Below are 23151 nucleotides of genomic sequence, written 5' to 3'. Positions count from 1 at the left end.
CGCGAGACAAGCATATGGTTGAAATTGAACTGGACGGAAAAAAGGTGGAGGTCGCCGAGGGCTGCATGGTCATGCATGCAGCCGAGAAGGCCGGCACCTATATCCCGCACTTTTGCTACCACAAAAAGCTTTCCATAGCCGCCAACTGCCGCATGTGCCTGGTGGATGTGGAAAAGGCTCCCAAACCCATGCCAGCCTGCGCCACCCCGGTGACGCAGGGCATGATCGTGCGCACCAAGAGCGAAAAGGCCATCAAGGCCCAGCAATCGGTGATGGAGTTCTTGCTCATCAATCACCCGCTGGACTGCCCGATCTGCGACCAGGGTGGCGAGTGCCAGTTGCAGGATCTGGCCGTGGGCTATGGCAGCAGCAGCTCGCGTTACGAGGAAGAAAAGCGCGTGGTCTTCCACAAGGATGTGGGCCCACTGATCTCCATGGAGGAGATGAGCCGCTGCATCCATTGCACCCGCTGCGTGCGCTTTGGTCAGGAAGTGGCCGGCGTCATGGAGCTGGGCATGATCAACCGAGGCGAGCACTCCGAGATCACCACTGTCGTGGGTGATACCGTGGACTCCGAGCTCTCGGGCAACATGATCGACATCTGCCCCGTGGGCGCGCTGACCAGCAAGCCCTTCCGCTACAGCGCCCGTACCTGGGAGCTGTCGCGCCGCAAGTCGGTCTCGCCCCACGACTCCACCGGTGCCAATCTGATCGTGCAGGTCAAGAACCACCGCGTGATGCGCGTCGTACCCTTCGAGAACGAAGCCGTCAACGAATGCTGGATTGCCGACCGCGACCGCTTCTCCTATGAAGCGCTGAACAGCGAAGAGCGCCTGACCCGCCCCATGCTCAAGCAGGGTGGCGAGTGGAAGGAAGTCGACTGGCAGACGGCCCTGGAGTACGTGGCCAATGGTCTGCAGCAGATCAAGTCCGAGCATGGCGCCAATGCCATCGGTGCCCTGGTCAGCCCGCACAGCACGCTGGAAGAGCTGTATCTCGCGGGCAAGCTGGTGCGTGGTCTGGGAAGCGAAAACATAGATCACCGTCTGCGCCGTGCGGATTTTTCGGCCACGCAAGGCGTGCAATGGCTGGGCCTGCCCATCGCCGAGCTGTCCAAGCTGCAATCGGTTCTGGTGCTGGGCTCCAACCTGCGCAAGGACCATCCGCTGTTTGCACAGCGCATACGTCAGGCGGCTCGCCAGGGCTGTTCGGTCCTGGCGATCAACGAAGGCGTGCGCGACTGGGCCATGCCCGTCATGGCTTCGGTCGTCGCCTCTGCCGACTGGGCCCAGGCCCTGGCCGATGTGGCTGCTGCCGTGGCCCAGGAAAAGGGTGTTGAGGCGCCCGTGGCTGCGGCCAATGTACATGCGGAAGCCCAGGCCATTGCCCAGGCGCTGCTGCGCGGTGATCGCAAGGCCATCCTGCTCGGCAATGCCGCTGCTCACCATGGACAGGCCAGCGTGCTGCTGTCGCTGGCCAACTGGATTGGTGGGCAGACGGGTGCAAGCGTTGGTTACCTGACCGAGGCTGCGAACACCGTAGGCGCCCAGTGGGTTGGCGTCCAGCCCGATGTCACGGGACAGAACGCAGGCCAGATGCTGGCCGGCGGCCTCAAGGCCGCGATCCTGCTGAACAACGAGCCCGAATTCGACAGCGCAGCCGGCAAGGCTGCCGCCGCAGCTCTGGCCAAGGCCGAGATGGTGGTGACGCTGAGCCCGTTCAAGGCGAACATGGCGTTCAGCGATGTGCTGCTGCCGATTGCTCCGTTCACCGAGACTTCGGGCAGCTTCGTGAATGCCGAAGGTCTGCTGCAAAGCTTCCATGCGGTGGTCAAACCGCTGGGCGAGGCCCGTCCCGCCTGGAAAGTGCTGCGCGTGCTCAGCAATCTGCTGGGCGTCAAGGGCGTGGACTACGAGACCTCGCAAGAGGTGCTGGCTGCCGCGACCGGCGGTGCGACCCGCGTGCCTGCGGGCAAGCTCGGCAATGCTGCGCCTGCGGTGGACAGCATTGCAAGCGCGCAAAACCTGAGCGAGCCTGTGGTGGCCCGTATTTATCAGCTTGACGGCATCGTGCGCCGCGCGACGTCGTTGCAATTGACGGCCGATGCCCGTCTGGCGAATGAGGGAGGTGCGGCATGATAGACGCACTCAAGACCGCTGGTGCCGGCCTTGTCGCCGCTTCCTGGTGGACCGATGTGGCCTGGCCCGTCATCTGGATCCTGCTGGGCATTGTCGCCATCGTGGCGCCGCTCATGGGCGCCGTGGCCTATCTCACGCTGTGGGAGCGCAAGCTGCTGGGCTTCATGCAGGTGCGCATGGGCCCCAATCGCGTGGGCCCCTTTGGTCTGCTCCAGCCTCTGGCCGACGGCCTGAAGCTGCTGACCAAGGAGCTGATCCAGCCCACGGCCGCAGCCAAGGGCTTGTTCTACGTGGGCCCGGTCATGGCCATCATGCCCGCTCTTGCGGCCTGGGTGGTGATTCCCTTCGGACCCGAGGTCGCACTGACCAATGTGAATGCCGGTCTGCTGCTGGTGATGGCGATCACTTCGATCGAAGTCTATGGCGTGATCATTGCGGGTTGGGCCTCGAACTCCAAGTACGCCTTCCTGGGCGCGCTGCGGGCCTCGGCCCAGATGGTCAGCTATGAAATTGCGCTGGGCTTTTGCTTCCTGGTCGTGATCATGGTCTCTGGCAGCATGAACCTCACGCAAATCGTTCTGGGTCAGGCCCAGGGCGTGGCGTTTGGCGGAGTGTTCGCGGGAACCCTGTTCTCCTGGAACTGGCTGCCCCTGCTGCCGATCTTCGTGGTCTATCTGATTTCGGCCGTGGCCGAGACCAACCGCCACCCCTTCGACGTGGTCGAAGGCGAAGCCGAAATCGTGGCCGGCCACATGGTCGAGTACTCGGGCATGGGCTTTGCGGTCTTCTTCCTGGCTGAATACGCGAGCATGTGGCTGGTGTCGATCCTGGCCGTGGTCATGTTCCTGGGCGGCTGGCTGCCTCCGTTCGAGTTCCTGTCCTTCATTCCTGGCTGGATCTGGCTCGCGATCAAGACCTTCCTGGTGGTGTCCATGTTCATCTGGATTCGCGCCACCTTCCCGCGCTTCCGTTACGACCAGATCATGCGTCTGGGCTGGAAGATTTTCATTCCTGTGACCCTGGTGTACTTGGTCATCGTGGGTGCCTGGATGCATTCGCCTTGGAACATCTGGAACTAAAGCGGAGCAAGAATGTCTGCGGTTGCTGCTACTCCTTTTTCGATCAAAGACTTCCTCAAGAGCTTCATGCTCTGGGAACTGGCCAAGGGCATGGCCCTTACGGGCCGCTACACCTTCCGTCGCAAGGTCACGGTGCAATTTCCAGAGGAAAAAACCCCTCTGTCGCCCCGTTTCCGCGGCCTGCACGCACTGCGCCGTTACGACAATGGCGAAGAGCGCTGCATTGCCTGCAAGCTATGCGAAGCCGTGTGCCCGGCCATGGCCATCACCATCGAGTCCGATGTGCGTGACGACGGCTCGCGCCGCACCACGCGCTACGACATCGATCTGACCAAATGCATTTTCTGCGGGTTCTGCGAAGAAAGCTGCCCCGTGGACTCCATCGTAGAGACGCATATCTTCGAATACCACGGAGAAAAGCGCGGCGACCTGTACTTCACCAAGGACATGTTGCTGGCCGTCGGTGATCGCTACGAAACCGAGATCGCTGCCAACAAGGCGGCGGATGCCAAGTACCGCTGAAGCGGCTCCTTGATCACTTGAGAAAAGAATCGATCCATGGACGCCAAAACTGGTTTCTTTTATTTGTTCTCGGTCGTGCTGCTGTTCGCAGCCTTCCGGGTGATTACGGCGCGCAACCCCGTGCATGCCGTGCTCAACCTCATCCTGGCCTTCTCGCAGGCGGCCGGCATCTGGCTGCTGCTCAAGGCCGAGTTCCTGGGTATCACGCTGATCCTGGTCTATCTGGGGGCCGTCATGGTGCTGTTCCTGTTCGTCGTGATGATGCTGGACATACGCATCGACGCCGTGCGTCAGGGCTTCTGGAAGCATTTCCCGTTCGCGGCGCTGATCGGCGCGCTGATCGCCTTCGAAATGGGCGTGGTGCTGATGAGCGGCTTCAGCGGTGTGGAAGAGGCCAAGACCGTGACCGCCACGGTGAACGCCGCCGGCCAGGTCGTGCAGTACTCGAACACCCAGGCCCTGGGCAAGCTGCTCTATACCGAATACCTGTACCCCGTTGAGATCGCCGCCGTGATCCTGCTGGTGGCCATGATTGCCGCAATTGCCCTGACGCTGCGCAAGCGCAAGGACAGCAAGGCCATCAACCCTGCAGAGCAGGTGCGTGTACGTGCCGCCGACCGTCTGCAGATGGTCAAGGTGCAACCTACGCCGGCAGCACAGGTACCCGCAGGCGTGGCCCCATCTGACGAGGAGACAAAAGCATGACGTTGACTTTGGGCCATTTTCTGACGCTGGGCGCCATGCTTTTCGCCATGGCCGTCGTGGGCATTTTTCTGAACCGCAAGAACCTCATCGTGCTGCTCATGGCCATCGAGCTCATGCTCTTGGCCGTGAACACGAACTTCGTGGCGTTCTCCAGCTATCTGGATGACATGCACGGCCAGGTGTTCGTGTTCTTCATCCTCACAGTGGCAGCCGCTGAGGCAGCTATCGGTCTGGCCATCTTGGTGCTGTTGTTCCGTAACAAGACCAGCATCAATGCGGAAGATCTCAACACCCTCAAGGGTTGAGTCCGCCGTTACTTGCAAGGTTCTCAAGAATGAGTCAAACCCTTTCAGCATCCATGCTCCTGGCGGTGCCGCTGGCACCGCTGGCGGGCTCCGCGCTTGCGGGTATCTGGGGCACCGCCTTCGGCGGCAACAAGATCGGCCGCGGCGGCAGCCATTCGCTCACCATCCTGGGCGTGCTCGCTGCCTTCATCCTGTCGGCCATGGTCTTCAACAGCGTGGTCTTCGACGGCGCACGCTTTGACGAGACCATCTACACCTGGATGGAGATCGGTGGCGTGAAGATGGAGATCGGTTTTCTGATCGACTCCATCACGGCCATGATGATGTGCGTGGTGACCTTTGTGTCGCTGATGGTGCACATCTACACCATCGGCTACATGCAGGAAGACGACGGCTACAACCGCTTCTTCTCGTATATTTCGCTGTTCACCTTCTCCATGTTGATGCTCGTGATGAGCAACAACCTGCTGCAGCTGTTCTTCGGCTGGGAAGCCGTGGGCCTGGTGTCCTATCTGCTGATCGGCTTTTACTTCAACAAGCCATCGGCCATCTTCGCGAACATGAAGGCCTTTCTGGTCAACCGTGTGGGTGACTTCGGCTTCATCCTGGGCATCGGCCTGATTGCTGCCTACACAGGCACCTTCAACTACGCAGAGATTTTTGCCAAGCTGCCCGAGATCCAGAGCACGCTGCTGCCCGGCACGGGCTGGCTGCTGGTGACCGTGATCGGCATCTGCCTGTTCATCGGCGCCATGGGCAAGTCGGCCCAGTTTCCGCTGCACGCGTGGCTGCCCGATTCCATGGAAGGCCCCACGCCCATCTCGGCGCTGATCCACGCGGCCACCATGGTGACGGCGGGCATCTTCATGGTCTCGCGCATGTCGCCGCTGTATGAGCTGTCGGACACCGCGCTGAACTTCATCCTCGTGATCGGCGCCATCACGGCCTTGTTCATGGGCATTCTGGGCATCATCCAGAACGACATCAAGCGCGTGATTGCCTACTCCACGCTGTCCCAGCTCGGCTACATGACCGTGGCCCTGGGCGTGTCGGCCTACTCGGTATCGGTGTTCCACCTGATGACCCACGCCTTCTTCAAGGCCTTGCTGTTCCTCGGTGCGGGCTCGGTGATCATGGGCATGCACCACAACCAGGACATCCGCTGGATGGGTGGCGTGCGCAAGTACATGCCCATTACCTGGCTCACCTTCCTGCTGGGCAACCTGGCCCTGATCGGTACGCCTTTCTTCTCGGGCTTTTACTCCAAGGACGCGATCATCGAAGCGGTGCACGCATCCAACCTGCCCGGCGCCGGCTTTGCCCACTTTGCCGTGCTGGCCGGCGTGTTCATCACGGCCTTCTACTCCTTCCGTCTGTACTTCATCGTCTTTCACGGCAAGGAGCGCTACGACCAGAATCCCGATGCCCACCACGGCCATGACGACCACGGCCATGGCCACGATGCCAAGCCCCATGAGTCGCCGCTGGTCGTGACCGGTCCGCTGATGCTGCTGGCCATTCCTTCGGTGTTCATCGGAGCCATCGCCCTCATGCCCATGCTGTTCGGCGACTTCTTCAAGAACGTGATCTACGTGGATGGGGCCAAGCATGGCGCCATGGCCGAGCTGGCCGAGCAGATCCACGGCTGGCTGCCCATGGCCCTGCACGGCTTCAGCGCTGCGCCGTTCTGGCTGGCCCTGGCGGGTGTGGTGGTGTCCTATGTGTTCTACATGGTCAAGCCCGAGATTCCTGCTGCCATCATGAGCTTTTCCAAGAAGATCGGCCTGTACCAGGTGCTGGAAGGCAAGTACGGCGTGGACTGGGTGTACGAGAACGTCTTTGCGCGTGGCGCACGTGCGTTCGGCACCGTGTTCTGGAAGGTTGGCGATCAAGCCATCATCGACGGCGGCCTGGTCAATGGCTCGTGGAAGCTCATGGGCCGTCTCGGCCAGTGGGTGCGCGGCCTGCAGACGGGCTATCTCTATCACTACGCGTTGGTCATGCTGCTGGGCATCTTCGCCCTCATGACTTACTTCGTGTGGCTCAACAAGTAGTAGGGGAAGAACAAAAATGGGTTGGTTGAGTCTTTCAATCTGGGTGCCAATCATCTGTGGCGCTTTGCTGCTGCTGCTGAGCCGCGAGGATCAGGCCAAGGCCGTGCGCTGGCTGGCACTGGCAGCCTCGCTCGCAGGCCTGGTCGTGACCTTGCCGCTGATCGCGGGCTTCGACACCTCGACTGCGCAGATGCAGTTCGTGGAGAAGGCGCTCTGGATCGAGCGCTTCAGCATTCACTACCATCTGGGCCTGGACGGCCTCTCGTTCTGGTTCGTGCCGCTGACGGCCTTCATCACCGTCATCGTGGTCATCGCCTCCTGGGAGTCGATCACCGAGCGCGTCAACCAGTACATGGGGGCGTTCCTGATCCTGTCGGGCCTGATGGTGGGCGTGTTCAGCGCCCTGGACGGCCTGCTGTTCTACGTGTTCTTCGAGGCCACGCTGATCCCCATGTACCTGATCATTGGTATCTGGGGAGGTCCTAACCGCATCTATGCGGCCTTCAAGTTCTTTCTGTACACGCTGCTGGGCTCGCTTCTGACCCTGGTGGCTGTGATCTACCTCTACAACCAGTCGGGCGGCAGTTTCGACATCCTGACCTGGCATCAGCTGCCGCTGAGCGCGAAAGAGCAGACCCTGATCTTCTTTGCGTTCTTCGCCGCCTTCGCGGTCAAGGTGCCCATGTTCCCGGTGCATACCTGGTTGCCCGACGTGCACGTGGAAGCGCCTACCGGCGGCTCGGCCGTGCTGGCTGCCATCATGCTCAAGCTCGGGGCCTACGGTTTCCTGCGCTTTTCGCTGCCCATCGCTCCCGATGCAGCCCATGAGTGGTCCTGGCTCATGATCACGCTGTCTCTGATCGCCGTGATCTATGTGGGCGTGGTGGCTCTGGTGCAGACGGACATGAAGAAGCTGGTGGCTTATTCGTCGGTGGCGCACATGGGCTTTGTGACCCTGGGCTTTTTCATGTTCAATGAAATGGGCATGGCTGGCGGCCTGGTGCAGATGATTGCCCACGGCTTCGTCTCCGGCGCCATGTTCCTGGGCATTGGCGTGCTCTACGACCGCGTGCATTCGCGTGACATCGCGGCCTACGGCGGGGTGGTCAACACCATGCCCAAGTTCGCGGCCTTTGCCCTGCTGTTCTCCATGGCCAACTGCGGCCTGCCTGCGACGGCCGGTTTTGTCGGCGAGTGGATGGTCATCCTGGGCGCCGTGGAATACAACTTCTGGGTGGGTGTGGGTGCTGCCACGGCCCTGATCTTCGGTGCTTCCTACACCTTGTGGATGTACAAGCGCGTGTATCTGGGCCCGGTCACCAACGACAACGTACGTGGCCTCCAGGACCTGAGCTGCCGTGAGTTCCTGGTGATGGGCGTGCTGGCCGTGGCCGTGCTGTACATGGGTGTCTATCCCAAGCCCTTCACCGATGTGATGAATGTGTCGGTGGCCGAACTGCTCAAGCATGTGGCTACGACCAAGCTGCAGTGACCAGACTGAAACGAGAGATTCGAGATGATTGACAACTCCAGCTGGCTGGCGGTCTACCCGGAGATTTTGCTCCTGGTCATGGCCTGCGTGATCGCCCTGGTGGACCTGGGCGTGACCAGCACGCGCCGTACGGCCACCTATGTTCTGACGATGCTCACCCTGGCCGTGGTGGCCGTGCTGCAAGGCATGTATGCGGCCAGCGGCAATACCTTCTATGGCTGGGGCAACATGGTGGTCTCCGACTCCATGGGCAACTGGCTCAAGTGCTTTGCGACCGTGGCCATGATGGTGACCCTGGTCTATGGCCGGCCCTATGCGGCCACGCGCGACATGCTGCGCGGCGGCGAGCTGTTCACGCTGTCGCTGCTCTCGCTCCTGGGCATGTTCATCATGATCTCGGGCAACAACTTCCTGGTCATCTATCTGGGCCTGGAGCTGCTCACGCTGTCCAGCTACGCGCTGGTGGCACTGCGCCGCGATCACGAAGCCTCGGTCGAGGCCGCGATGAAGTATTTTGTGCTCGGCGCCATGGCCAGCGGCTTCCTGCTCTACGGCATGTCCATGCTGTATGGCGCCACCGGCTCGCTGGACATCGGCCAGGTGTTCAAGGCCATTGATTCGGCGCATGGTGGTCAGCTGCGGGTACAGCCCCTGATCTTCGGCCTAGTGTTCATCGTGGCCGGCCTGGCCTTCAAGCTGGGTGTCGTGCCTTTCCACATGTGGGTGCCCGACGTCTACCAGGGCGCTCCCACGGCCATCACGGCCCTGATCGGTGGCGCGCCCAAGCTCGCGGCCTTTGCCATCGTGATCCGCCTGCTGGTCGATGGTCTGCTGCCCCTGGCCGTGGACTGGCAGCAAATGCTGGCCGTGCTCGCCGTGGGCTCGCTGCTGATCGGCAACCTGGCCGGTCTGCAACAGACCAACATCAAGCGCATGCTTGCCTATTCGACGATCTCGCAGATGGGCTTTGTGCTGCTGGGTCTGATGTCGGGCGTGATCGACAACAAGGCCGTCTCCCCCACGGTGGAGAACGCCTACAGCGCAGCCATGTTCTACGTGATCACCTATGTGCTCACGGCCCTGGCGGCCTTCGGCGTGATCCAGTTGCTGGCCCGTGAAGGCTTCGAGAGCGAGGAGATCACGGACTTCGCGGGCCTGAACCAGCGCAGCCCCCTGTATGCGGGCGTGATGGCGATCTGCCTGTTCTCCATGGCCGGCATTCCTCCGCTGGTGGGCTTTTATGCCAAGCTGTCGGTACTGCAGGCCCTGCTGGTTTCGGGCCAGAGCGTGCACATCGGACTGGCGGTGTTCGCGGTCATCATGTCGCTGATCGGCGCCTTCTACTATCTGCGCGTGGTCAAGGTCATGTATTTTGACAAGCCGATCACGGCCACCAGCGTTTCCGCTTCCATGGACGTGCGCGTGGTGCTGACCCTCAACGGCGCCCTGGTTCTGGGCCTGGGCATTCTGCCCGGCGGCCTGATGGCCCTGTGCACGGATGCCATGGTTCGCGCCCTGGCCTCCTGACGGCATTCGCGAATTAACCGGGGAAAGGGTGCTTGCACCCATCCCTGGCACAATGCGAGACCCATGTCCCAAACTGCTTCCATCTGGCTTGTGATTCTGGCTGCCCTTGTGGCAGCCAATTGGCCTTTTATGAGCCAGCGCTATCTGCTGCTGGGGCCGAAGATTGCCGGGCGCAAATCCCTGGGCCTGCGGCTGTTGGAGATGCTGCTGCTGTATCTTGCCGTCGGCAGTCTGGCTTTGCTGCTCGAGCGCCGCATGGGCCAGATTGCTCCCCAGGGCTGGGAGTTCTATGCGGTAACGGCCTGTTTGTTCCTGACCCTGGCCTTTCCGGGGTTTGTTGGCCGTTATCTTGTGCAGCGCCGTGCCTGAGATCTGCGGGCGCTTGCAAATCTGACGGCAAAGGGGGCCTGACATGAAAGTGCTAGACCTTCACTGCCTGCAGCAACATGTGTTCGAGGGCTGGTTTGCTTCGGAAGACGACTTCCAGAGCCAGCTGTCGCGTTCTCTGGTGCAATGTCCGGTCTGCGGCGACACCAGCATCACCAAGCGTCTGAGTGCGCCGCGCCTGAACCTCGGCGCCAGGCCCGAGCCTGGTCCGGCTCCGCAGGCGTCAGCCTCGGCCCCGGCCGGCCAGGGGCCAGCCAAGGCCGAGATCGAGGCTTTGCCCGCCCAGTCCCGCGAACGTCTGCAGGCCCTGCAGGCATCGTGGCTGCGCTGGTCGCGCGAGGTGGCCAGGCAGAGTGAAGATGTGGGCGAGCGCTTTGCCGAGGAAGCCCGCCGCATGCATTATGGCGAGATCGATGAGCGCTCCATCCGAGGCCAGGCCACGGCCGAACAGGCCATGGAGCTGCTCGATGAAGGAATTGCGGTCATGCCCCTGGCCCTGCCGGAAAGCAGCTCCGAAACCCTGCAATAAGCGCAGCCCTCCAGTGCAGACCGCAAGCGCGCAGCGGCAGCACTTATGACAGGTTTGGGCGGCAGGGCTTTGTTTATGCAAAAACAGGAGCAGCTTGCGCTTGTCCCTGCTCAAATTTTCTATTAAATCTATTTGAAATCAATATATACCAAGCGCTAGCAGCTATGGTTTTGATTATTTCCAATATTTTTCGGCTGCAGATTCAAACATGTTCAGGCGCCATTTGCCCAATGCCCGATGCGGCTTGTCTGGTAATCGTGCGCTGAATCGCAGCTGGGTATTCCCCTTGGGTCGCTGTGGCTGATCCTGCCCGTCGAAAAAACCCGGGTCGCTTCTACATCTTCTGTCGTGCATGTGCCTGAATTTGAATTGGCATGCATGGCCGATTCCGGGGATGAATCCAGGACTTCTTGTCCACGCCAGCGCTGGTGCGAGCATTTGCTTGCGTTCATGGGTTTGCTGGCCGGGTTTTCGATGCTTGGGGATTTCTGCTTAGGCAGTGTTACATAGGCGTTTTCCCGCTGCAGTGCACAAACTCGAGGTGCCTACTATTGCTTACTGTTTTTGCTGCCAATACCTTTCTCCCAAAAGAATGAATGGCGTACAGGCATTTACGAAGCCGTAAAGGTACACATGAGCGACATCATTCTCGAAACCAGAAGCCTTACCAAAGAGTTCAAGGGATTTACGGCCGTCAGCCAGGTGGATTTATCGGTGCGCCGTGGTGCGATTCATGCATTGATCGGGCCGAATGGCGCGGGCAAGACCACCTGCTTCAATCTGCTGACCAAGTTTCTGGTGCCGACCTCGGGCAGCATCCGCTTCAACGGCACGGACATCACCCATGAAGAGCCCGCACAGATTGCGCGCCGTGGCGTGATCCGCTCGTTCCAGATCTCGGCGGTGTTTCCGCATTGCACCTTGCTGGAGAACGTGCGCATAGGCCTGCAGCGCAAGCTGGGCACGGCCTTTCATTTTTGGCGCAGCGAGAAAAGCCTGAGCCAGCTCGACGCCCGCGCCATGGAGCTGCTGGCCGAAGTGGGATTGCAGGACCTGGCCGACGAGGTCACGGTGAATCTGCCCTATGGCCGCAAGCGCGCGCTGGAGATCGCGACCACGCTGGCCATGGAGCCCGAGCTCATGCTGCTCGACGAGCCCACCCAGGGCATGGGCCACGAGGACGTGGACCGCGTGACCGAACTCATCAAGAAGGTCTCCGCAGGGCGCACCATTTTGATGGTGGAGCACAACATGAAGGTCATTGCCTCGATTGCCGACTGCATCACGGTGCTGCAGCGCGGAGCCGTGCTGGCTGAGGGGCCCTACGAGGAGGTCTCGCGCAACCGCCAGGTGATGGAGGCCTATATGGGCACGGCGGATGGCCAACTCCAGGGGGCGCATTGATGGCACTCCCCCTGAGCCGCTGCGCGTCTTCCCCCCAGGGGGACGGCATCCTCGCTGCGGGGCGGCCCTTGCTCGATGCCTCTGACTTGGAGCGTGCCTGTGGTGTACGCCGTGCCCAGGAACAAAACCCGGCTGTAGATGGTTGGGCGGTGCAGTGAAGGGACAAAGAGTGAATAGCAAGACGAATACGCCGGCGCTGGAGATCAAGCAGTTGAAGGCCTGGTATGGCGAATCCCATGTGCTGCACGGCATGGACCTGATCGTTCAGCCCGGCGAGGTGGTCACGCTGCTGGGCCGCAACGGCGCGGGCCGCACCTCTACGCTGCGCGCCATCATGGGGTTGACGGGCGCACGCAAGGGCTCGATCCGGATCAATGGCGTAGAGGCGATCGGTCTGCCAACGCACCGCATCGCCCATCTGGGCGTGGGCTATTGTCCCGAGGAGCGCGGCATCTTCTCCAGCCTGTCCTGCGAGGAAAACCTCATGCTGCCGCCGCCGCTCAAGACCGGCATGAGCGGCATGAGCGTGGAGGAGATCTACGCCATGTTCCCCAACCTGGCCGAGCGACGCCACAGCCAGGGCACGCGCCTGTCGGGCGGCGAGCAGCAGATGCTGGCCGTGGCGCGGATTCTGCGCACGGGTGCACGCCTGCTGCTGCTCGACGAAATTTCCGAAGGCCTGGCGCCGGTCATCGTCCAGGCCCTGGCGCGCATGATCACCATGCTGCGCGAAAAGGGCTACACCGTGGTCATGGTGGAGCAGAACTTTCGCTTTGCGGCGCCGCTGGCCGACCGTTTCTATGTGGTCGAACACGGCAGCGTGGTCGAGCGCTTTGCCGCAGCCGAGCTGCAGGAAAAAATGCCCGTGCTCAATGAACTGCTGGGCGTCTGAGGGCTGGGAATCCATCCATCTGGCAGGCATCTGGGGCGCGCCTGCCGGGACCATGCAACGGCCCTGCGAGACAAGCCGAATCAAACCAAGGAGAGAGAGCAATGAAAGCCAAACTGAGCGTCGTATCGTGCATGCTTGCCGCCGCCGGCCTTGCCAGTCCTCTGGCACAGGCCCAGGACAAGGTGAAGATCGGCTTTGTGACCGACATGTCCAGCCTCTATGCGGACGTGGAAGGCAAGAATGCCGTCATCGCCATGCAGATGGCGATCGACGACTTTGGCGGCAAGGCGCTGGGCCAGCCGATCGAACTGCTCAGTGCCGACCACCAGAACAAGGCGGATATCGCGGCCTCCAAGATGCGCGAATGGATAGACACGCAAAACATCTCCCTGGTATTCAGCGGCACGAACTCGGGCACGGCCCTGGCCGTGGCCAAGGTGGCCGATGAGAAAAAGCGCGTGCACATCAACAGCGGAGCAGGCTCCTCGGCCCTGACCAACGAGCAGTGCTCGCCCTATACCGTGCACTACGCCTACGACACCGTGGCCCTGGCCAAGGGCACGGGCTCGGCGGTGGTCGATCGCGGCGGCAAGAACTGGTTCTTCCTCACGGCCGACTATGCGTTCGGCCATGCGCTGGAGGCCGACACCTCGGCCGTGGTCAAGGCCAAGGGCGGCAAGGTGGTGAGCGGGGTCAAGCACCCGCTCAACGCCTCGGACTTCTCTTCCTTTTTGCTGCAGGCCCAAAGCTCCAAGGCCCAGATCCTGGGTATGGCCAATGCGGGCGGCGACACCATCAATGCCATCAAGGCCGCCAAGGAGTTCGGCATCAACAAGAGCATGAAGACCGTGGGCCTGCTGGTCTTCATCACCGATGTGCACAGCCTGGGACTCAAGAACACCGAAGGCATGCTGTTCACCACCAGCTGGTACTGGGACCAGAACGATGCCACGCGCAAGTTTGCCGAGCGCTTCTTTGCCAAGACCAAGCGCATGCCCACCGACGTGCAGGCCGCCGACTACTCGGCGGTGATGAACTATCTGAAGGCCGTGGAGGCCGTCAAGACCACGGATGCCGACAAGGTCATGGCCCAGCTCAAGAGCCAGCCCATCAACGACTTCTACGGCAAGGGCGTGATCCGCCCCGACGGCACCTTCGCCCATGACATGTACCTGGTCGAGGTCAAGAAGCCCGCAGAGTCCAAGAGGCCCTGGGACTATCTGAAGGTGCTGACCACCTTGCCGGCCGACCAGGTCTGGACCACCAAGGCCGAGACCAAGTGCGCGCTCTGGAAATAAGCCGCTCAAGCCCTGCAGCCGCAGCCTTGCAAGAGGCCGGCTGCGAGCAAGAGCCGCACGCCTGAAGCTCCCTCTTTCACCCATTGCGTGTCGCCCATGGAAATTTTCGGTGTTTCATTGCCAGGCCTGATGAGCCAGCTTTTGCTGGGCCTGGTCAACGGCTCGTTCTATGCGATCTTGAGTCTGGGCCTGGCCGTGATCTTCGGCCTGCTCAACGTGATCAACTTTGCCCATGGCGCCTTGTTCATGCTCGGTGCCATGATCACCTGGATGGCCATGAACTACTTCGAGGTCAACTACTGGGTGATGCTGCTGGTCTCGCCGCTGATCGTGGGGGCTCTGGGCGTGCTCATAGAGCGGCTGCTGCTGCAGTGGCTCTACAAGCTCGACCATCTCTATGGCTTGCTGCTGACCCTGGGACTGTCGCTGCTCATCGAAGGGGTGTTCCGCTCGCTTTACGGCGTCTCGGGCCTGGGCTATGACACGCCCGAGCTGCTCGAGGGTGCAACCGATCTGGGCTTCATGATCCTGCCCAACTACCGCGCCTGGGTGGTCGTGGCCTCCATCGTGGTCTGCCTGGCGACCTGGTTCATGATCGAGAAGACCCGCATCGGTGCCTATCTGCGCGCGGGCACGGAAAACCCGCGCCTGGTCGAGGCCTTCGGCGTCAATGTGCCCGTGATGATCACGCTGACCTATGCCTTCGGCGCCGGCCTGGCCGCATTTGCAGGCGTGCTCGCGGCGCCGGTCTACCAGGTGACTCCGCTCATGGGGCAAAACCTCATCATCGTGGTCTTTGCGGTGGTCGTGATCGGGGGCATGGGCTCCATCATGGGCTCCATCCTCACGGGTCTGGGTCTGGGGGTGATCGAGGGCCTGACCAAGGTCTTCTGGCCCGAGGCCTCTTCCACCGTGGTGTTCTTCATCATGGTCATCGTTCTTCTCATTCGCCCCGCCGGACTCTTCGGCAAAGAGAAATAGCAAGGGGCCGATCACATGAAATCCAAGAATCTGGTTCGGCGTATGGCGCCCTGGGGTTATGGCCTGCTGCTTTGCGGTCTGGTGGCTGCACCGCTGCTCGGGGCCTATCCGGTCTTCGTGATGAAGCTCATGTGCTTTGCACTCTTCGCCTGTGCCTTCAATCTGCTGCTCGGCTATACGGGCCTGCTGTCCTTCGGCCATGCGGCCTTTCTCGGTGGCGCGGCCTATGTCACGGGCCATGCGATCAAGAGCTGGGGCATGACCCCGGAGCTGGGCCTGCTCGTCGGCACGGCCAGCGGCGCCTTTCTGGGGCTGATCTTCGGCTGGCTGGCCATACGCCGCCAGGGCATTTATTTCTCCATGATCACGCTGGCGCTGGCGCAGATGCTGTTCTTCGTCTGCCTGCAGGCTCCGTTCACGGGCGGAGAAGATGGCTTGCAGGGCGTGCCGCGCGGCAAGCTGTTCGGCCTGTTCGATCTGTCCAGCGACATCCACATGTACTACCTGACCCTGGTCGTCGTCGTGGCTGCATTCGCGCTCATCGTGCGCACCATTCATTCGCCCTTCGGCCAGGTGCTCAAGGCCATCAAGGAAAACGAGCCGCGCGCCATCTCCCTGGGCTATGACGTGGCGCGCTTCAAGCTGCTGGTGTTCGTGATCTCGGCGGCGCTTGCAGGCCTTGCAGGCTCGCTCAAGACCGTGGTTCTGGGCTTCGCGACCTTGTCCGATGTGCACTGGACGGCTTCGGGCCAGGTGATTCTCATGACCCTGGTCGGCGGCATGGGCACGCTGTCCGGACCCATACTGGGATCGGCCGTGGTCGTGATGCTGGAAAACAAGATAGGCGAATTCGGCCACTTCCTGGTCGGGCTCACGGGCGTGGAGTGGTTCTCCTCGCTGGGCGAGTCCGTGACCATCGTCACCGGGCTGATCTTCGTGGTCGTGGTTCTTGCCTTTCGCCGGGGCATCATGGGCGAGCTGATCACCTGGCTGGGAAAGAGAAGATAGACCCGGCATCCTCGCTGGGGGCCGGTTCGGCGTGATGAAAACGGCCCGCGTATCAGACGCCGGCCGTTTCTGTCCTAGCCGATCTCGGGGCGGGGCATGATGACCATCCAGCTCACGCCGAACCGGTCGGTCACAAGGCCGAAGCATGTGGCAAAAAATGTCGGACCCAGGGGCATCCGGATTTCGCCGCCTGCGGCCAGGGCATCGAAAATGCGCTCTGCCTCGGCATCGCTGCTGGCACTAATGCTCAGCGAAATTCCCTTGAACTCCGGCCGTCCTGCGGCCATGCCGTCGCTGGCCATGATCTGTGTCTCGCCAATCTGCAGGTTGGCGTGCATGATTTTTTCGGGATCCGGTGCAGGGCCGCAGCCACCGGCCTCGGGCTCAGGGTCGGCGGGCGCATCCTTGAAGCGCAGGCAGGCCGTGACCTGCGCACCCAGCGCGGCGCCATAAAACTGCAAGGCCTCTTCACAGCGGCCGTCAAAAAACAAATAAGGCTGAATCTGCATGCTGCTCCTTGGTTGCGTCTGCGCATGATGGCTTTGCATTTTGTTATGTCTGCGCTCAGTACGCCTGTGATGAAAACAGCAATGGATGTTTTTTGTGAACGAAGTTTCCGGGGTTTACGACGCTGGCCGGTTTGGGTGGACCATTCACCCGAGGTCCCATCAGACGTATTCGAAGTAACTGTCAGAGACAGGGGGCGCTTGCCTTATGTGTGTGGTCGCTTCCTCGCGCAAATCCTTGCAAGAACAAAGCCGGCCGCCTGCCTGGGGAGCTCATGAGGCCTTGTTCATGGTCGATATCCAGAGGATATTGTCCGAAGATGGTGCCTGGTGCGAAGGCATGCACCTATCTGGGCAGCAAGGGCCTGATCTCCGGTTGACTCGTAAAAGAGCATGCCTTCCTCGGGCCTGCCTGCCCCGGCATCGAAGGCTCGCTCACCGGAGCCTTGAGTGCCGGCAGGGCTAGGACTTTGGGCATTGAAGCAAAGATCTTTTGCCAGCAGGGCGCAACAGCCCAGGGCGCTGGACTGGACTCCAGATCCAGGCTCCACGACCGATACCAACGGGAGGAAAGCCATGGCAGAACGTATGACCCGACTGTTGAAAGCATTTCAAGCCTGTGTCATGAAGATCCGCAGGGCTTTGACCGGTGAGCTGGAACTGCGCAAATGGGTGCTGCCTTACGGCTCCAGCGGCAGCATGCGGCCCATGGACTTGCGCATGCATGCGCGGATGTCGTTTCACGACGTGGCCAGCGAAGACAGCCACCCAAAGGCATCACGCCTGCACACCTGGCTGTATGGCGAGACCGATTTTTCCCCGGACGAGGAAGTCCACGCCTTTCAGCACCGTTTTTTTGTTTCACGATGACTCTAGCTCGGCATTTCGCTGGACTACGCCAAGGCTCGATACAGCAGGTTTATCAATCACTTAGGCGGGTTCAACATATGCCGGTGCTTTCCGAAACTTGACCCGGCTTTCCCTCGCGTGGCTCCCATGCGGCTCTTGGAAACCGGGCTTTCCGAGGAGTCATCATGGCGAAGATCAAGCTCACCAAGTCCGCAGTCGATGCGGCGCAACCTCAAGACAAGGCCATCGAACTGCGGGATACCGTGGTGCCCGGCTTCCTGTGCAAGATCACCCCGGCAGGTCGCAAGGTGTTCATGCTCCAGTACCGCACGAATGCCGGCGAGCGCCGTAAGCCCGCCCTGGGCCAGTACGGGGAACTGACGGTCGATCAGGCACGCACGATGGCGCAGGAGTGGCTGGCCGAGGTGCGCAAGGGTGGCGACCCCAGTGCGGCCAAGAATGCCGCCCGCAAGGCACCGACCATGAAGGAGTTTTGCCACACCTTCATGGAGGACTACTCAAAGCAGCGCAACAAGCCCAGCACGCAGCGCGGCTATCAGGGCGTGATTGACCGCTGCATCATCCCGATCATGGGCCGGATGAAGGTGCAGGACGTGAAGCGCCCAGACGTGGCCGCGCTGATGAAGAAGCTGGCCTACAAGCAGGCCGAGGCCAACCGTACCTTTGGCGTGCTGCGCAAGATGTTCAACCTGGCCGAAGTGTGGGGGCTGCGCCCCGACGGCACGAACCCGTGCCGCCACGTTCCGATGTACCCGCCCGGTAAGGAAACCCGGCTCATCGTGGACGATGAACTGGTGCGGATCTTCCGCCACCTGGAGCACCTGGAGGCGGAAGGACTGGAGAACTACGTCATCCCGCTGGCGATCCGCCTGCAGTTCGAGTTCGCCGCCCGCCGCTCCGAAATCTGCCCGCTGGAGTGGGATTGGATTGATCTGGAGAAGCGCCGCGTCGTCTGGCCTGACAGCAAGACCGGCGGCATCTCCAAGCCCATGAGCGAGGAAGCCTATCGGCTGCTGTCCACAGCGCCGCGCCGGGAAGGCTGCCCCTACGTCCTACCTTCGCCCAACGATCCGACTCGGCACATGACCCACGGTGAACACTACGGCGGCTGGACGCGCGTGCTCAAGGCCGCTGGTGTGCCGCACGTTGGCACGCACGGCATTCGCCACCGGGCGACCACTGATATTGCCAACTCGGGCGTGCCAACCAAGGTGGGCATGAAGCTCACAGGTCACAAGACCGTGGCGATGTTTATGCACTATGTTCATACCGAGGACAAGCCTGTACGGGATGCCGCCGAACTGGTAGCGAGTCGGCGGCTGGCGATTACGGGCGCATCGTGCCCTGCGGAAGCTACGGTATGAGCGGCGGCCGGTACCCCAGCCTTGCCTGTCCCGATTGTCGTGTCGCTGTCACAACAATCGAGCGTACCGTTCCTCTCGTGGTGGTACGGCAAGGGATTGAAAGATATGCCCGTTACGGGTATAGTTTGGAGGTCGATGTGAAGAGCATCCTCAAGCGCAAGGACTTTGCACGGTGGCAGGCGGGCGAGAAGCTGCCCGATGCTGCATTGTGCAAGGCGGTTCAGGAGATGGAAAGCGGTCTGATTGATGCGGACTTGGGCGGCTTCCTCTACAAGAAGCGGGTGGCCCGTCCCGGTGGTGGGAAGAGCGGCGGCTACCGCACGCTGCTGTCGGCCAGGATTGGCAGCCGCTATGTGTTCCTACATGGGTTCCCCAAGAGCGACAAGGCGAACGTCACGCAGGATGAGAAGAAGGCGCTGCAATTCGCCGGCAAGGTGTTTCTGGAACTGACTGCGGAAGCCCTGTCGAAAGCATTGCAGGTTGGCGTGTTAATGGAGGTGCATTGTGAGCAAGATCATTGAATCGCTGCGCGGCGACCTGGCGGCGCTCCACGAGGCAGGAGCCATCGGCAAGGTGACGATGCGCGAGTTTGACGCGATTTGCCCGCCGCCGGTGCGGGAGTTCGACGCGGCCGACATTAAGCGCCTGCGCGAAGGCTTGAAGTTCAGTCAGCCGGTGTTCGCGCTGCACCTGCATACCACGGCATCGACCGTGCGCAAGTGGGAGCAAGGCGAGACTCGCCCGGCCGGCCCGGCGCTCAAGCTGCTCAACTTAATTGCAGACAAGGGCTTGCAGGCCATCATCTGATGGCTAGTCAATTTTGAGGTGGGTTGGCTACAAGTTAACTTGATCGAGCAGCAATGGCGTCGGCAGGGGAAGCAAGACGGCCAAGAGCAAATTTTCAAATATATTCAGGCTGTCTTAAGCCATAAAGTTACCAGGTCGGATTTATGAATTCTGAAAGTATCGTACAAAAAATATGGGACCTTTGTCATGTCCTTCGAGGTGATGGTGTTAGCTACCACGAATACATTTCGGAACTGACTTATCTTCTTTTTCTTAAAATTGCAGAGGAAAATAAGACGGAGAATCTCATTCCAGATGGGAGACGATGGAGCGATCTTGTCGCTTATAAGGGTGATAATCTTCTAGATTTTTATCGGGAAATGCTTACATACCTAGGCGCGCATGCTTCAAGCGAAGCAGTGCGCAAAATTTATGCCTTCCCGACAACCGTATTCTCGCATTCAGAAAACCTCAAGGCGGTTATTGATGGAATCGCAAAGCTTGACTGGCATTCAATAACATTTGATGGCATGGGGGGTATTTACGAAGGGCTGCTTGCGAAGAACTCTCAGGATGCACGATCCGGTGCGGGTCAGTATTTTACGCCGCGCCCCCTGGTGGATTGTATGATTAAGCTACTCCAGCCACGATTGGGGGAAGTGATACAGGATCCGGCCACCGGCACCGGAGGTTTCTTGATCTCAGCAGATCACTATGTGCGTTCTCAAGTGAGTGAGAAGAAGTACAAGAGTAATCCTCCACGATATGAGGGTGTGGAAATTGAGAAAGGGACGTATCGCATCTGCCTCATGAATGCGTTCCTCCATCGACTTGAGTCTCATCTGATTCTTGGTGATGCACTAACAAAAGATGCAGAAGATCTTTCCCCCGCAGACGTCATTCTTGCAAATCCGCCTTTTGGATCAAAGGCTGGGAGCGCTAGAAAGCAACGAGATGATATCGCTTACGCCACGACCAACAAGCAGCTCGCTTTTCTCCAGCATATATATTTAGGGCTTAAGCCAGGTGGTCGCGCAGCAGTTGTACTCCCTGATAACGCTTTATTCGAAGACGGAGTGGGAAGAAAAATTCGACAAGATCTGATGAATCGTTGCGATCTTCATACGATTTTGAGATTGCCATCCGGGATATTCTATAGTCCAGGCGTGAAGACGAATGTTCTTTTCTTTACCCGTGGCCGAAAGAATACTGGGAATACTCGGGCCGTATGGATTTACGATATGCGCCATGACGCCCCAAGATATGGAAAGAAAAGACCCCTGCAGGCTGCGGACTTCTCCCCATTCGAGGCCGTATATGGCGTTGATCTTGAGGCAATGAAATTACGTAAAGATCAAGGTAAAGGGGGGCGCTGGCGCTGCTTTAGTCGAGAAGAAATTGCCGAGAAATTCGATAATTTGAATATCTCATGGCTTTCTGAAACGGAGGCAGATCCTGAAGATGGACTTACAGAACCAGATGACATTTCTGCGGCAATTCTACTTCATCTACGCGCCGCGCTGAGCGAGATAGAGGCGGTTGCCGACGAGTTGGCTGAGAGCTCGGAGACTGACAAATGATCGCCGCGAACTTGGTTTCGGCAGTGACTCAGGGAATTGCCTATTTAGACGGCCGCGGGCTGGAGGTGAATGCAGTTTTCGAGGAGGCCACATATGAGTAAGCTTCCTCAGGGATGGGTGAGCGTTAATATTGCAGATGTGGCGGAAGTTAACCCACGCAAATCAGTCGATCTTTCGCCAGATGAGTTCGTAACATTTGTTCCTATGGCGGCTGTTAGCGAAATAACTGGGACGATCGCCACTCCGATGGGGCGCCCCCTTAGACAAGTTAATAAGGGGTTCACTCAGTTTGTCGAAAATGATGTGATCTTCGCGAAGATTACGCCTTCCATGGAGAATGGAAAGGCTGCCGTTGCTGCCAATCTTACTAATGGGATAGGTTTCGGCTCTACGGAATTTCACGTCTTTCGAAGCAAAGGGGCGGTTCTTCCGAAATTTCTTTGGTATTTCATCCGCCAACAGAGCTTTCGGGATAACGCGCGAAAAGTAATGTCTGGCGCAGTTGGTCAGCAAAGAGTTCCGGCAGATTATTTAAGGAGCCACCCCTTATTGCTGCCCCCTCTCCAAGAACAAGAGCGTATCGTCGCTAAGATAGATAATTTGATTTCCCGTAGTGCGCGTGCTCGTAGCGAATTAAAGAAGATTCCTTCTCTACTAGCGGCATATAAGTCCGCAGTGCTTGAATTAGCTTTCTCGGGAAAATTGACAGCCGATCTTCGCGGCAGTAATTCTGATGCTACTTCTGGTCTTCCCGAAGGGTGGACGATACAAAGATTGGGCGATATCAGTGAAATTCAAAGCGGAATCCAAGTTGGGAAACGTAGAAGCGGACAGGAAGAACTAGTTGAGGTGTCGTATCTTCGTGTGGCCAATGTTCAAAGGGGATGGTTGAATCTTGACGAGATCAAGACGATTTTCGTCACCCCGGAAGAGAAAGCCCGTCTTTTATTAGCACAGGGTGACGTGCTCATGAACGAAGGGGGCGATCGTGATAAGTTGGGGCGGGGGTGGGTCTGGAATGGTGAAGTTGACGAATGTATTCACCAAAATCACGTTTTCCGTATCCGTATGAAACCGGCGACCTTGCCGCCAGAATTTGTCTCTCATTTTTCTAACGAGCGTGGTCAACAATATTTTTTTGATGAAGGTACTCAGACGACAAATTTAGCTTCGATCAGTAAAAGAAAGGTGGCGGCTCTGCCACTGCCGGTTCCTCCTTTTGAGGAAGCGGTAGAGATTGTTCGTCGGATAGAACGCACTTTTATGTGGTTAGATCGGGTCGCTGCCAGTCACGGTGGTGCTTCTCAGTTGCTGGAAAAGCTCGACACTGCACTCCTCTCCAAAGCTTTTGAAGGACAACTGATTCCTCAAAACGCAGGTGACGAACCAGCGTCGGCTTTGCTAGAGCGTGTCAAAGCAGAATTTGTGGCACAACCCAGAAAAATTCAAAGTCGAAAGCAGATCTACCAGGGGCAGACACGGGAGAAACTCATGGCGATAGAAAGAACACTTGAGCAGGTTTTAACAGAGGCGAAGAATTGGCTTTCTGCGCAAGACGTATTTCAGCGCTGTGGAATCGGCGACGGAGCGTCTACCGAAGAGATTGAGCGATTGTATTCGGAATTGCGAGATTTGGATTTGGCCGGAAAGCTGGAGACGGAGGCCGTCAATGACGATCAGGGACGTAAAATTTACGACCGCATCCGTTTGAAGGCGGTGTAAGT

22 protein-coding genes are annotated in these 23151 nt (G+C 59.5%); 21 read left to right on the top strand and 1 reads right to left on the bottom strand.

Going from position 1 to position 23151, the window contains the following annotated elements; genetic code table 11:
- The first annotated feature begins 14 nt into the window (after positions 1-14).
- The 15 genes from nuoG to G486_RS0118250 all read left to right on the top strand — a co-directional run bounded on the left by nuoG (position 15) and on the right by G486_RS0118250 (position 16321).
- On the top strand, positions 15-2138 hold the full coding sequence (gene nuoG, locus G486_RS0118320; protein WP_027016833.1) for an NADH-quinone oxidoreductase subunit NuoG: 2124 nt from the start codon (positions 15-17) through the stop codon (positions 2136-2138).
- On the top strand, positions 2135-3217 hold the full coding sequence (gene nuoH, locus G486_RS0118315) for an NADH-quinone oxidoreductase subunit NuoH (RefSeq protein ID WP_027016832.1): 1083 nt from the start codon (positions 2135-2137) through the stop codon (positions 3215-3217). Before nuoG ends, nuoH begins: the two co-directional genes overlap by 4 nt.
- A gap of 12 nt (positions 3218-3229) precedes the next feature.
- Positions 3230-3739 (top strand): NADH-quinone oxidoreductase subunit NuoI, encoded by a 510-nt coding sequence (gene nuoI, locus G486_RS24455; RefSeq protein WP_027016831.1) that lies wholly within the window; start codon positions 3230-3232, stop codon positions 3737-3739.
- A gap of 36 nt (positions 3740-3775) precedes the next feature.
- A complete protein-coding gene (locus G486_RS0118305) occupies positions 3776-4444 on the top strand; it encodes an NADH-quinone oxidoreductase subunit J (RefSeq protein WP_027016830.1) in 669 nt (222 codons plus the stop codon).
- Complete coding sequence (gene nuoK, locus G486_RS0118300) at positions 4441-4749, top strand: NADH-quinone oxidoreductase subunit NuoK (RefSeq protein WP_027016829.1); 309 nt, start codon at positions 4441-4443, stop codon at positions 4747-4749. Before G486_RS0118305 ends, nuoK begins: the two co-directional genes overlap by 4 nt.
- A gap of 29 nt (positions 4750-4778) precedes the next feature.
- On the top strand, positions 4779-6803 hold the full coding sequence (nuoL, locus tag G486_RS0118295; RefSeq protein WP_027016828.1) for an NADH-quinone oxidoreductase subunit L: 2025 nt from the start codon (positions 4779-4781) through the stop codon (positions 6801-6803).
- A 16-nt stretch (positions 6804-6819) separates the two neighbouring features.
- Positions 6820-8295 (top strand): NADH-quinone oxidoreductase subunit M, encoded by a 1476-nt coding sequence (locus G486_RS0118290; protein ID WP_027016827.1) that lies wholly within the window; start codon positions 6820-6822, stop codon positions 8293-8295.
- Positions 8296-8319: 24 nt separating this feature from the next.
- On the top strand, positions 8320-9822 hold the full coding sequence (gene nuoN, locus G486_RS0118285; protein WP_027016826.1) for an NADH-quinone oxidoreductase subunit NuoN: 1503 nt from the start codon (positions 8320-8322) through the stop codon (positions 9820-9822).
- A gap of 63 nt (positions 9823-9885) precedes the next feature.
- On the top strand, positions 9886-10191 hold the full coding sequence (locus G486_RS0118280) for a DUF2818 family protein (RefSeq protein WP_027016825.1): 306 nt from the start codon (positions 9886-9888) through the stop codon (positions 10189-10191).
- A 43-nt stretch (positions 10192-10234) separates the two neighbouring features.
- A complete protein-coding gene (locus G486_RS0118275) occupies positions 10235-10738 on the top strand; it encodes a DUF1178 family protein (protein ID WP_027016824.1) in 504 nt (167 codons plus the stop codon).
- A gap of 633 nt (positions 10739-11371) precedes the next feature.
- Positions 11372-12142, top strand: a complete 771-nt coding sequence (locus G486_RS0118270; RefSeq protein WP_027016823.1) for an ABC transporter ATP-binding protein — start codon at positions 11372-11374, stop codon at positions 12140-12142.
- 169 nt (positions 12143-12311) lie between these two features.
- Positions 12312-13034, top strand: coding sequence for an ABC transporter ATP-binding protein (locus tag G486_RS0118265; protein WP_034388339.1), 723 nt, complete (start codon positions 12312-12314; stop codon positions 13032-13034).
- Between the two features lie 101 nt (positions 13035-13135).
- Entirely contained in the window at positions 13136-14332 is a 1197-nt protein-coding gene (locus G486_RS0118260; RefSeq protein WP_027016821.1) for an ABC transporter substrate-binding protein, read from the top strand.
- 96 nt (positions 14333-14428) lie between these two features.
- Positions 14429-15313 carry a branched-chain amino acid ABC transporter permease gene (locus tag G486_RS0118255; RefSeq protein ID WP_027016820.1) on the top strand — a complete coding sequence of 295 codons (885 nt, stop codon included), beginning with the start codon at positions 14429-14431 and terminating at the stop codon, positions 15311-15313.
- Positions 15314-15328: 15 nt separating this feature from the next.
- Entirely contained in the window at positions 15329-16321 is a 993-nt protein-coding gene (locus tag G486_RS0118250; protein ID WP_027016819.1) for a branched-chain amino acid ABC transporter permease, read from the top strand.
- Positions 16322-16395: 74 nt separating this feature from the next.
- Here the strand turns inward: G486_RS0118250 and G486_RS0118245 are convergent, their stop codons facing one another.
- A complete protein-coding gene (locus G486_RS0118245; protein WP_027016818.1) occupies positions 16396-16830 on the bottom strand; it encodes a VOC family protein in 435 nt (144 codons plus the stop codon).
- Positions 16831-17403: 573 nt separating this feature from the next.
- On the opposite strand from G486_RS0118245, the gene G486_RS0118240 reads away from it, so the two are divergent.
- The 6 genes from G486_RS0118240 to G486_RS0118215 all read left to right on the top strand — a co-directional run bounded on the left by G486_RS0118240 (position 17404) and on the right by G486_RS0118215 (position 23149).
- Positions 17404-17697: a hypothetical protein gene (locus tag G486_RS0118240; protein WP_169728622.1), complete on the top strand. Its 294-nt coding sequence runs from the start codon at positions 17404-17406 to the stop codon at positions 17695-17697.
- Positions 17698-17861: 164 nt separating this feature from the next.
- Complete coding sequence (locus G486_RS0118235) at positions 17862-19061, top strand: tyrosine-type recombinase/integrase (RefSeq protein WP_027016816.1); 1200 nt, start codon at positions 17862-17864, stop codon at positions 19059-19061.
- Positions 19062-19198: 137 nt separating this feature from the next.
- Positions 19199-19582, top strand: a complete 384-nt coding sequence (locus G486_RS0118230) for a type II toxin-antitoxin system RelE/ParE family toxin (RefSeq protein ID WP_003462995.1) — start codon at positions 19199-19201, stop codon at positions 19580-19582.
- A complete protein-coding gene (locus tag G486_RS0118225) occupies positions 19566-19868 on the top strand; it encodes a helix-turn-helix domain-containing protein (protein WP_027016815.1) in 303 nt (100 codons plus the stop codon). The genes G486_RS0118230 and G486_RS0118225 overlap by 17 nt, the downstream gene beginning before the upstream one ends.
- A gap of 143 nt (positions 19869-20011) precedes the next feature.
- Entirely contained in the window at positions 20012-21427 is a 1416-nt protein-coding gene (locus tag G486_RS22805; RefSeq protein WP_034388336.1) for a class I SAM-dependent DNA methyltransferase, read from the top strand.
- Positions 21428-21520: 93 nt separating this feature from the next.
- Complete coding sequence (locus G486_RS0118215; RefSeq protein ID WP_027016813.1) at positions 21521-23149, top strand: restriction endonuclease subunit S; 1629 nt, start codon at positions 21521-21523, stop codon at positions 23147-23149.
- Positions 23150-23151 lie beyond the last annotated feature (2 nt).

The organism is Comamonas composti DSM 21721 (assembly GCF_000429845.1).
Classification (GTDB): domain Bacteria; phylum Pseudomonadota; class Gammaproteobacteria; order Burkholderiales; family Burkholderiaceae_C; genus Comamonas; species Comamonas composti.
The sequence above is the reverse complement of the archived record's forward strand: the minus strand, read 5'-3'. Positions and strand labels throughout refer to the sequence as shown.

Excerpts from the sequence above, each read along its gene's own strand:
- G486_RS0118275 (WP_027016824.1), top strand. The coding sequence starts at position 10,235 with ATGAAAGTGCTAGACCTTCACTGCCTGCAGCAACATGTGTTCGAGGGC.
- G486_RS22805 (WP_034388336.1), top strand. The coding sequence starts at position 20,012 with ATGAATTCTGAAAGTATCGTACAAAAAATATGGGACCTTTGTCATGTC.
- nuoG (WP_027016833.1), top strand. The coding sequence starts at position 15 with ATGGTTGAAATTGAACTGGACGGAAAAAAGGTGGAGGTCGCCGAGGGC.
- G486_RS0118215 (WP_027016813.1), top strand. The coding sequence starts at position 21,521 with ATGAGTAAGCTTCCTCAGGGATGGGTGAGCGTTAATATTGCAGATGTG.
- G486_RS0118290 (WP_027016827.1), top strand. The coding sequence starts at position 6,820 with ATGGGTTGGTTGAGTCTTTCAATCTGGGTGCCAATCATCTGTGGCGCT.
- nuoH (WP_027016832.1), top strand. The coding sequence starts at position 2,135 with ATGATAGACGCACTCAAGACCGCTGGTGCCGGCCTTGTCGCCGCTTCC.
- G486_RS0118270 (WP_027016823.1), top strand. The coding sequence starts at position 11,372 with ATGAGCGACATCATTCTCGAAACCAGAAGCCTTACCAAAGAGTTCAAG.
- G486_RS0118240 (WP_169728622.1), top strand. The coding sequence starts at position 17,404 with ATGGCAGAACGTATGACCCGACTGTTGAAAGCATTTCAAGCCTGTGTC.
- nuoN (WP_027016826.1), top strand. The coding sequence starts at position 8,320 with ATGATTGACAACTCCAGCTGGCTGGCGGTCTACCCGGAGATTTTGCTC.
- nuoL (WP_027016828.1), top strand. The coding sequence starts at position 4,779 with ATGAGTCAAACCCTTTCAGCATCCATGCTCCTGGCGGTGCCGCTGGCA.
- G486_RS0118245 (WP_027016818.1), bottom strand. The coding sequence starts at position 16,830 with ATGCAGATTCAGCCTTATTTGTTTTTTGACGGCCGCTGTGAAGAGGCC.
- G486_RS0118250 (WP_027016819.1), top strand. The coding sequence starts at position 15,329 with ATGAAATCCAAGAATCTGGTTCGGCGTATGGCGCCCTGGGGTTATGGC.
- G486_RS0118305 (WP_027016830.1), top strand. The coding sequence starts at position 3,776 with ATGGACGCCAAAACTGGTTTCTTTTATTTGTTCTCGGTCGTGCTGCTG.
- G486_RS0118280 (WP_027016825.1), top strand. The coding sequence starts at position 9,886 with ATGTCCCAAACTGCTTCCATCTGGCTTGTGATTCTGGCTGCCCTTGTG.
- G486_RS0118260 (WP_027016821.1), top strand. The coding sequence starts at position 13,136 with ATGAAAGCCAAACTGAGCGTCGTATCGTGCATGCTTGCCGCCGCCGGC.
- G486_RS0118255 (WP_027016820.1), top strand. The coding sequence starts at position 14,429 with ATGGAAATTTTCGGTGTTTCATTGCCAGGCCTGATGAGCCAGCTTTTG.
- nuoK (WP_027016829.1), top strand. The coding sequence starts at position 4,441 with ATGACGTTGACTTTGGGCCATTTTCTGACGCTGGGCGCCATGCTTTTC.
- nuoI (WP_027016831.1), top strand. The coding sequence starts at position 3,230 with ATGTCTGCGGTTGCTGCTACTCCTTTTTCGATCAAAGACTTCCTCAAG.
- G486_RS0118235 (WP_027016816.1), top strand. The coding sequence starts at position 17,862 with ATGGCGAAGATCAAGCTCACCAAGTCCGCAGTCGATGCGGCGCAACCT.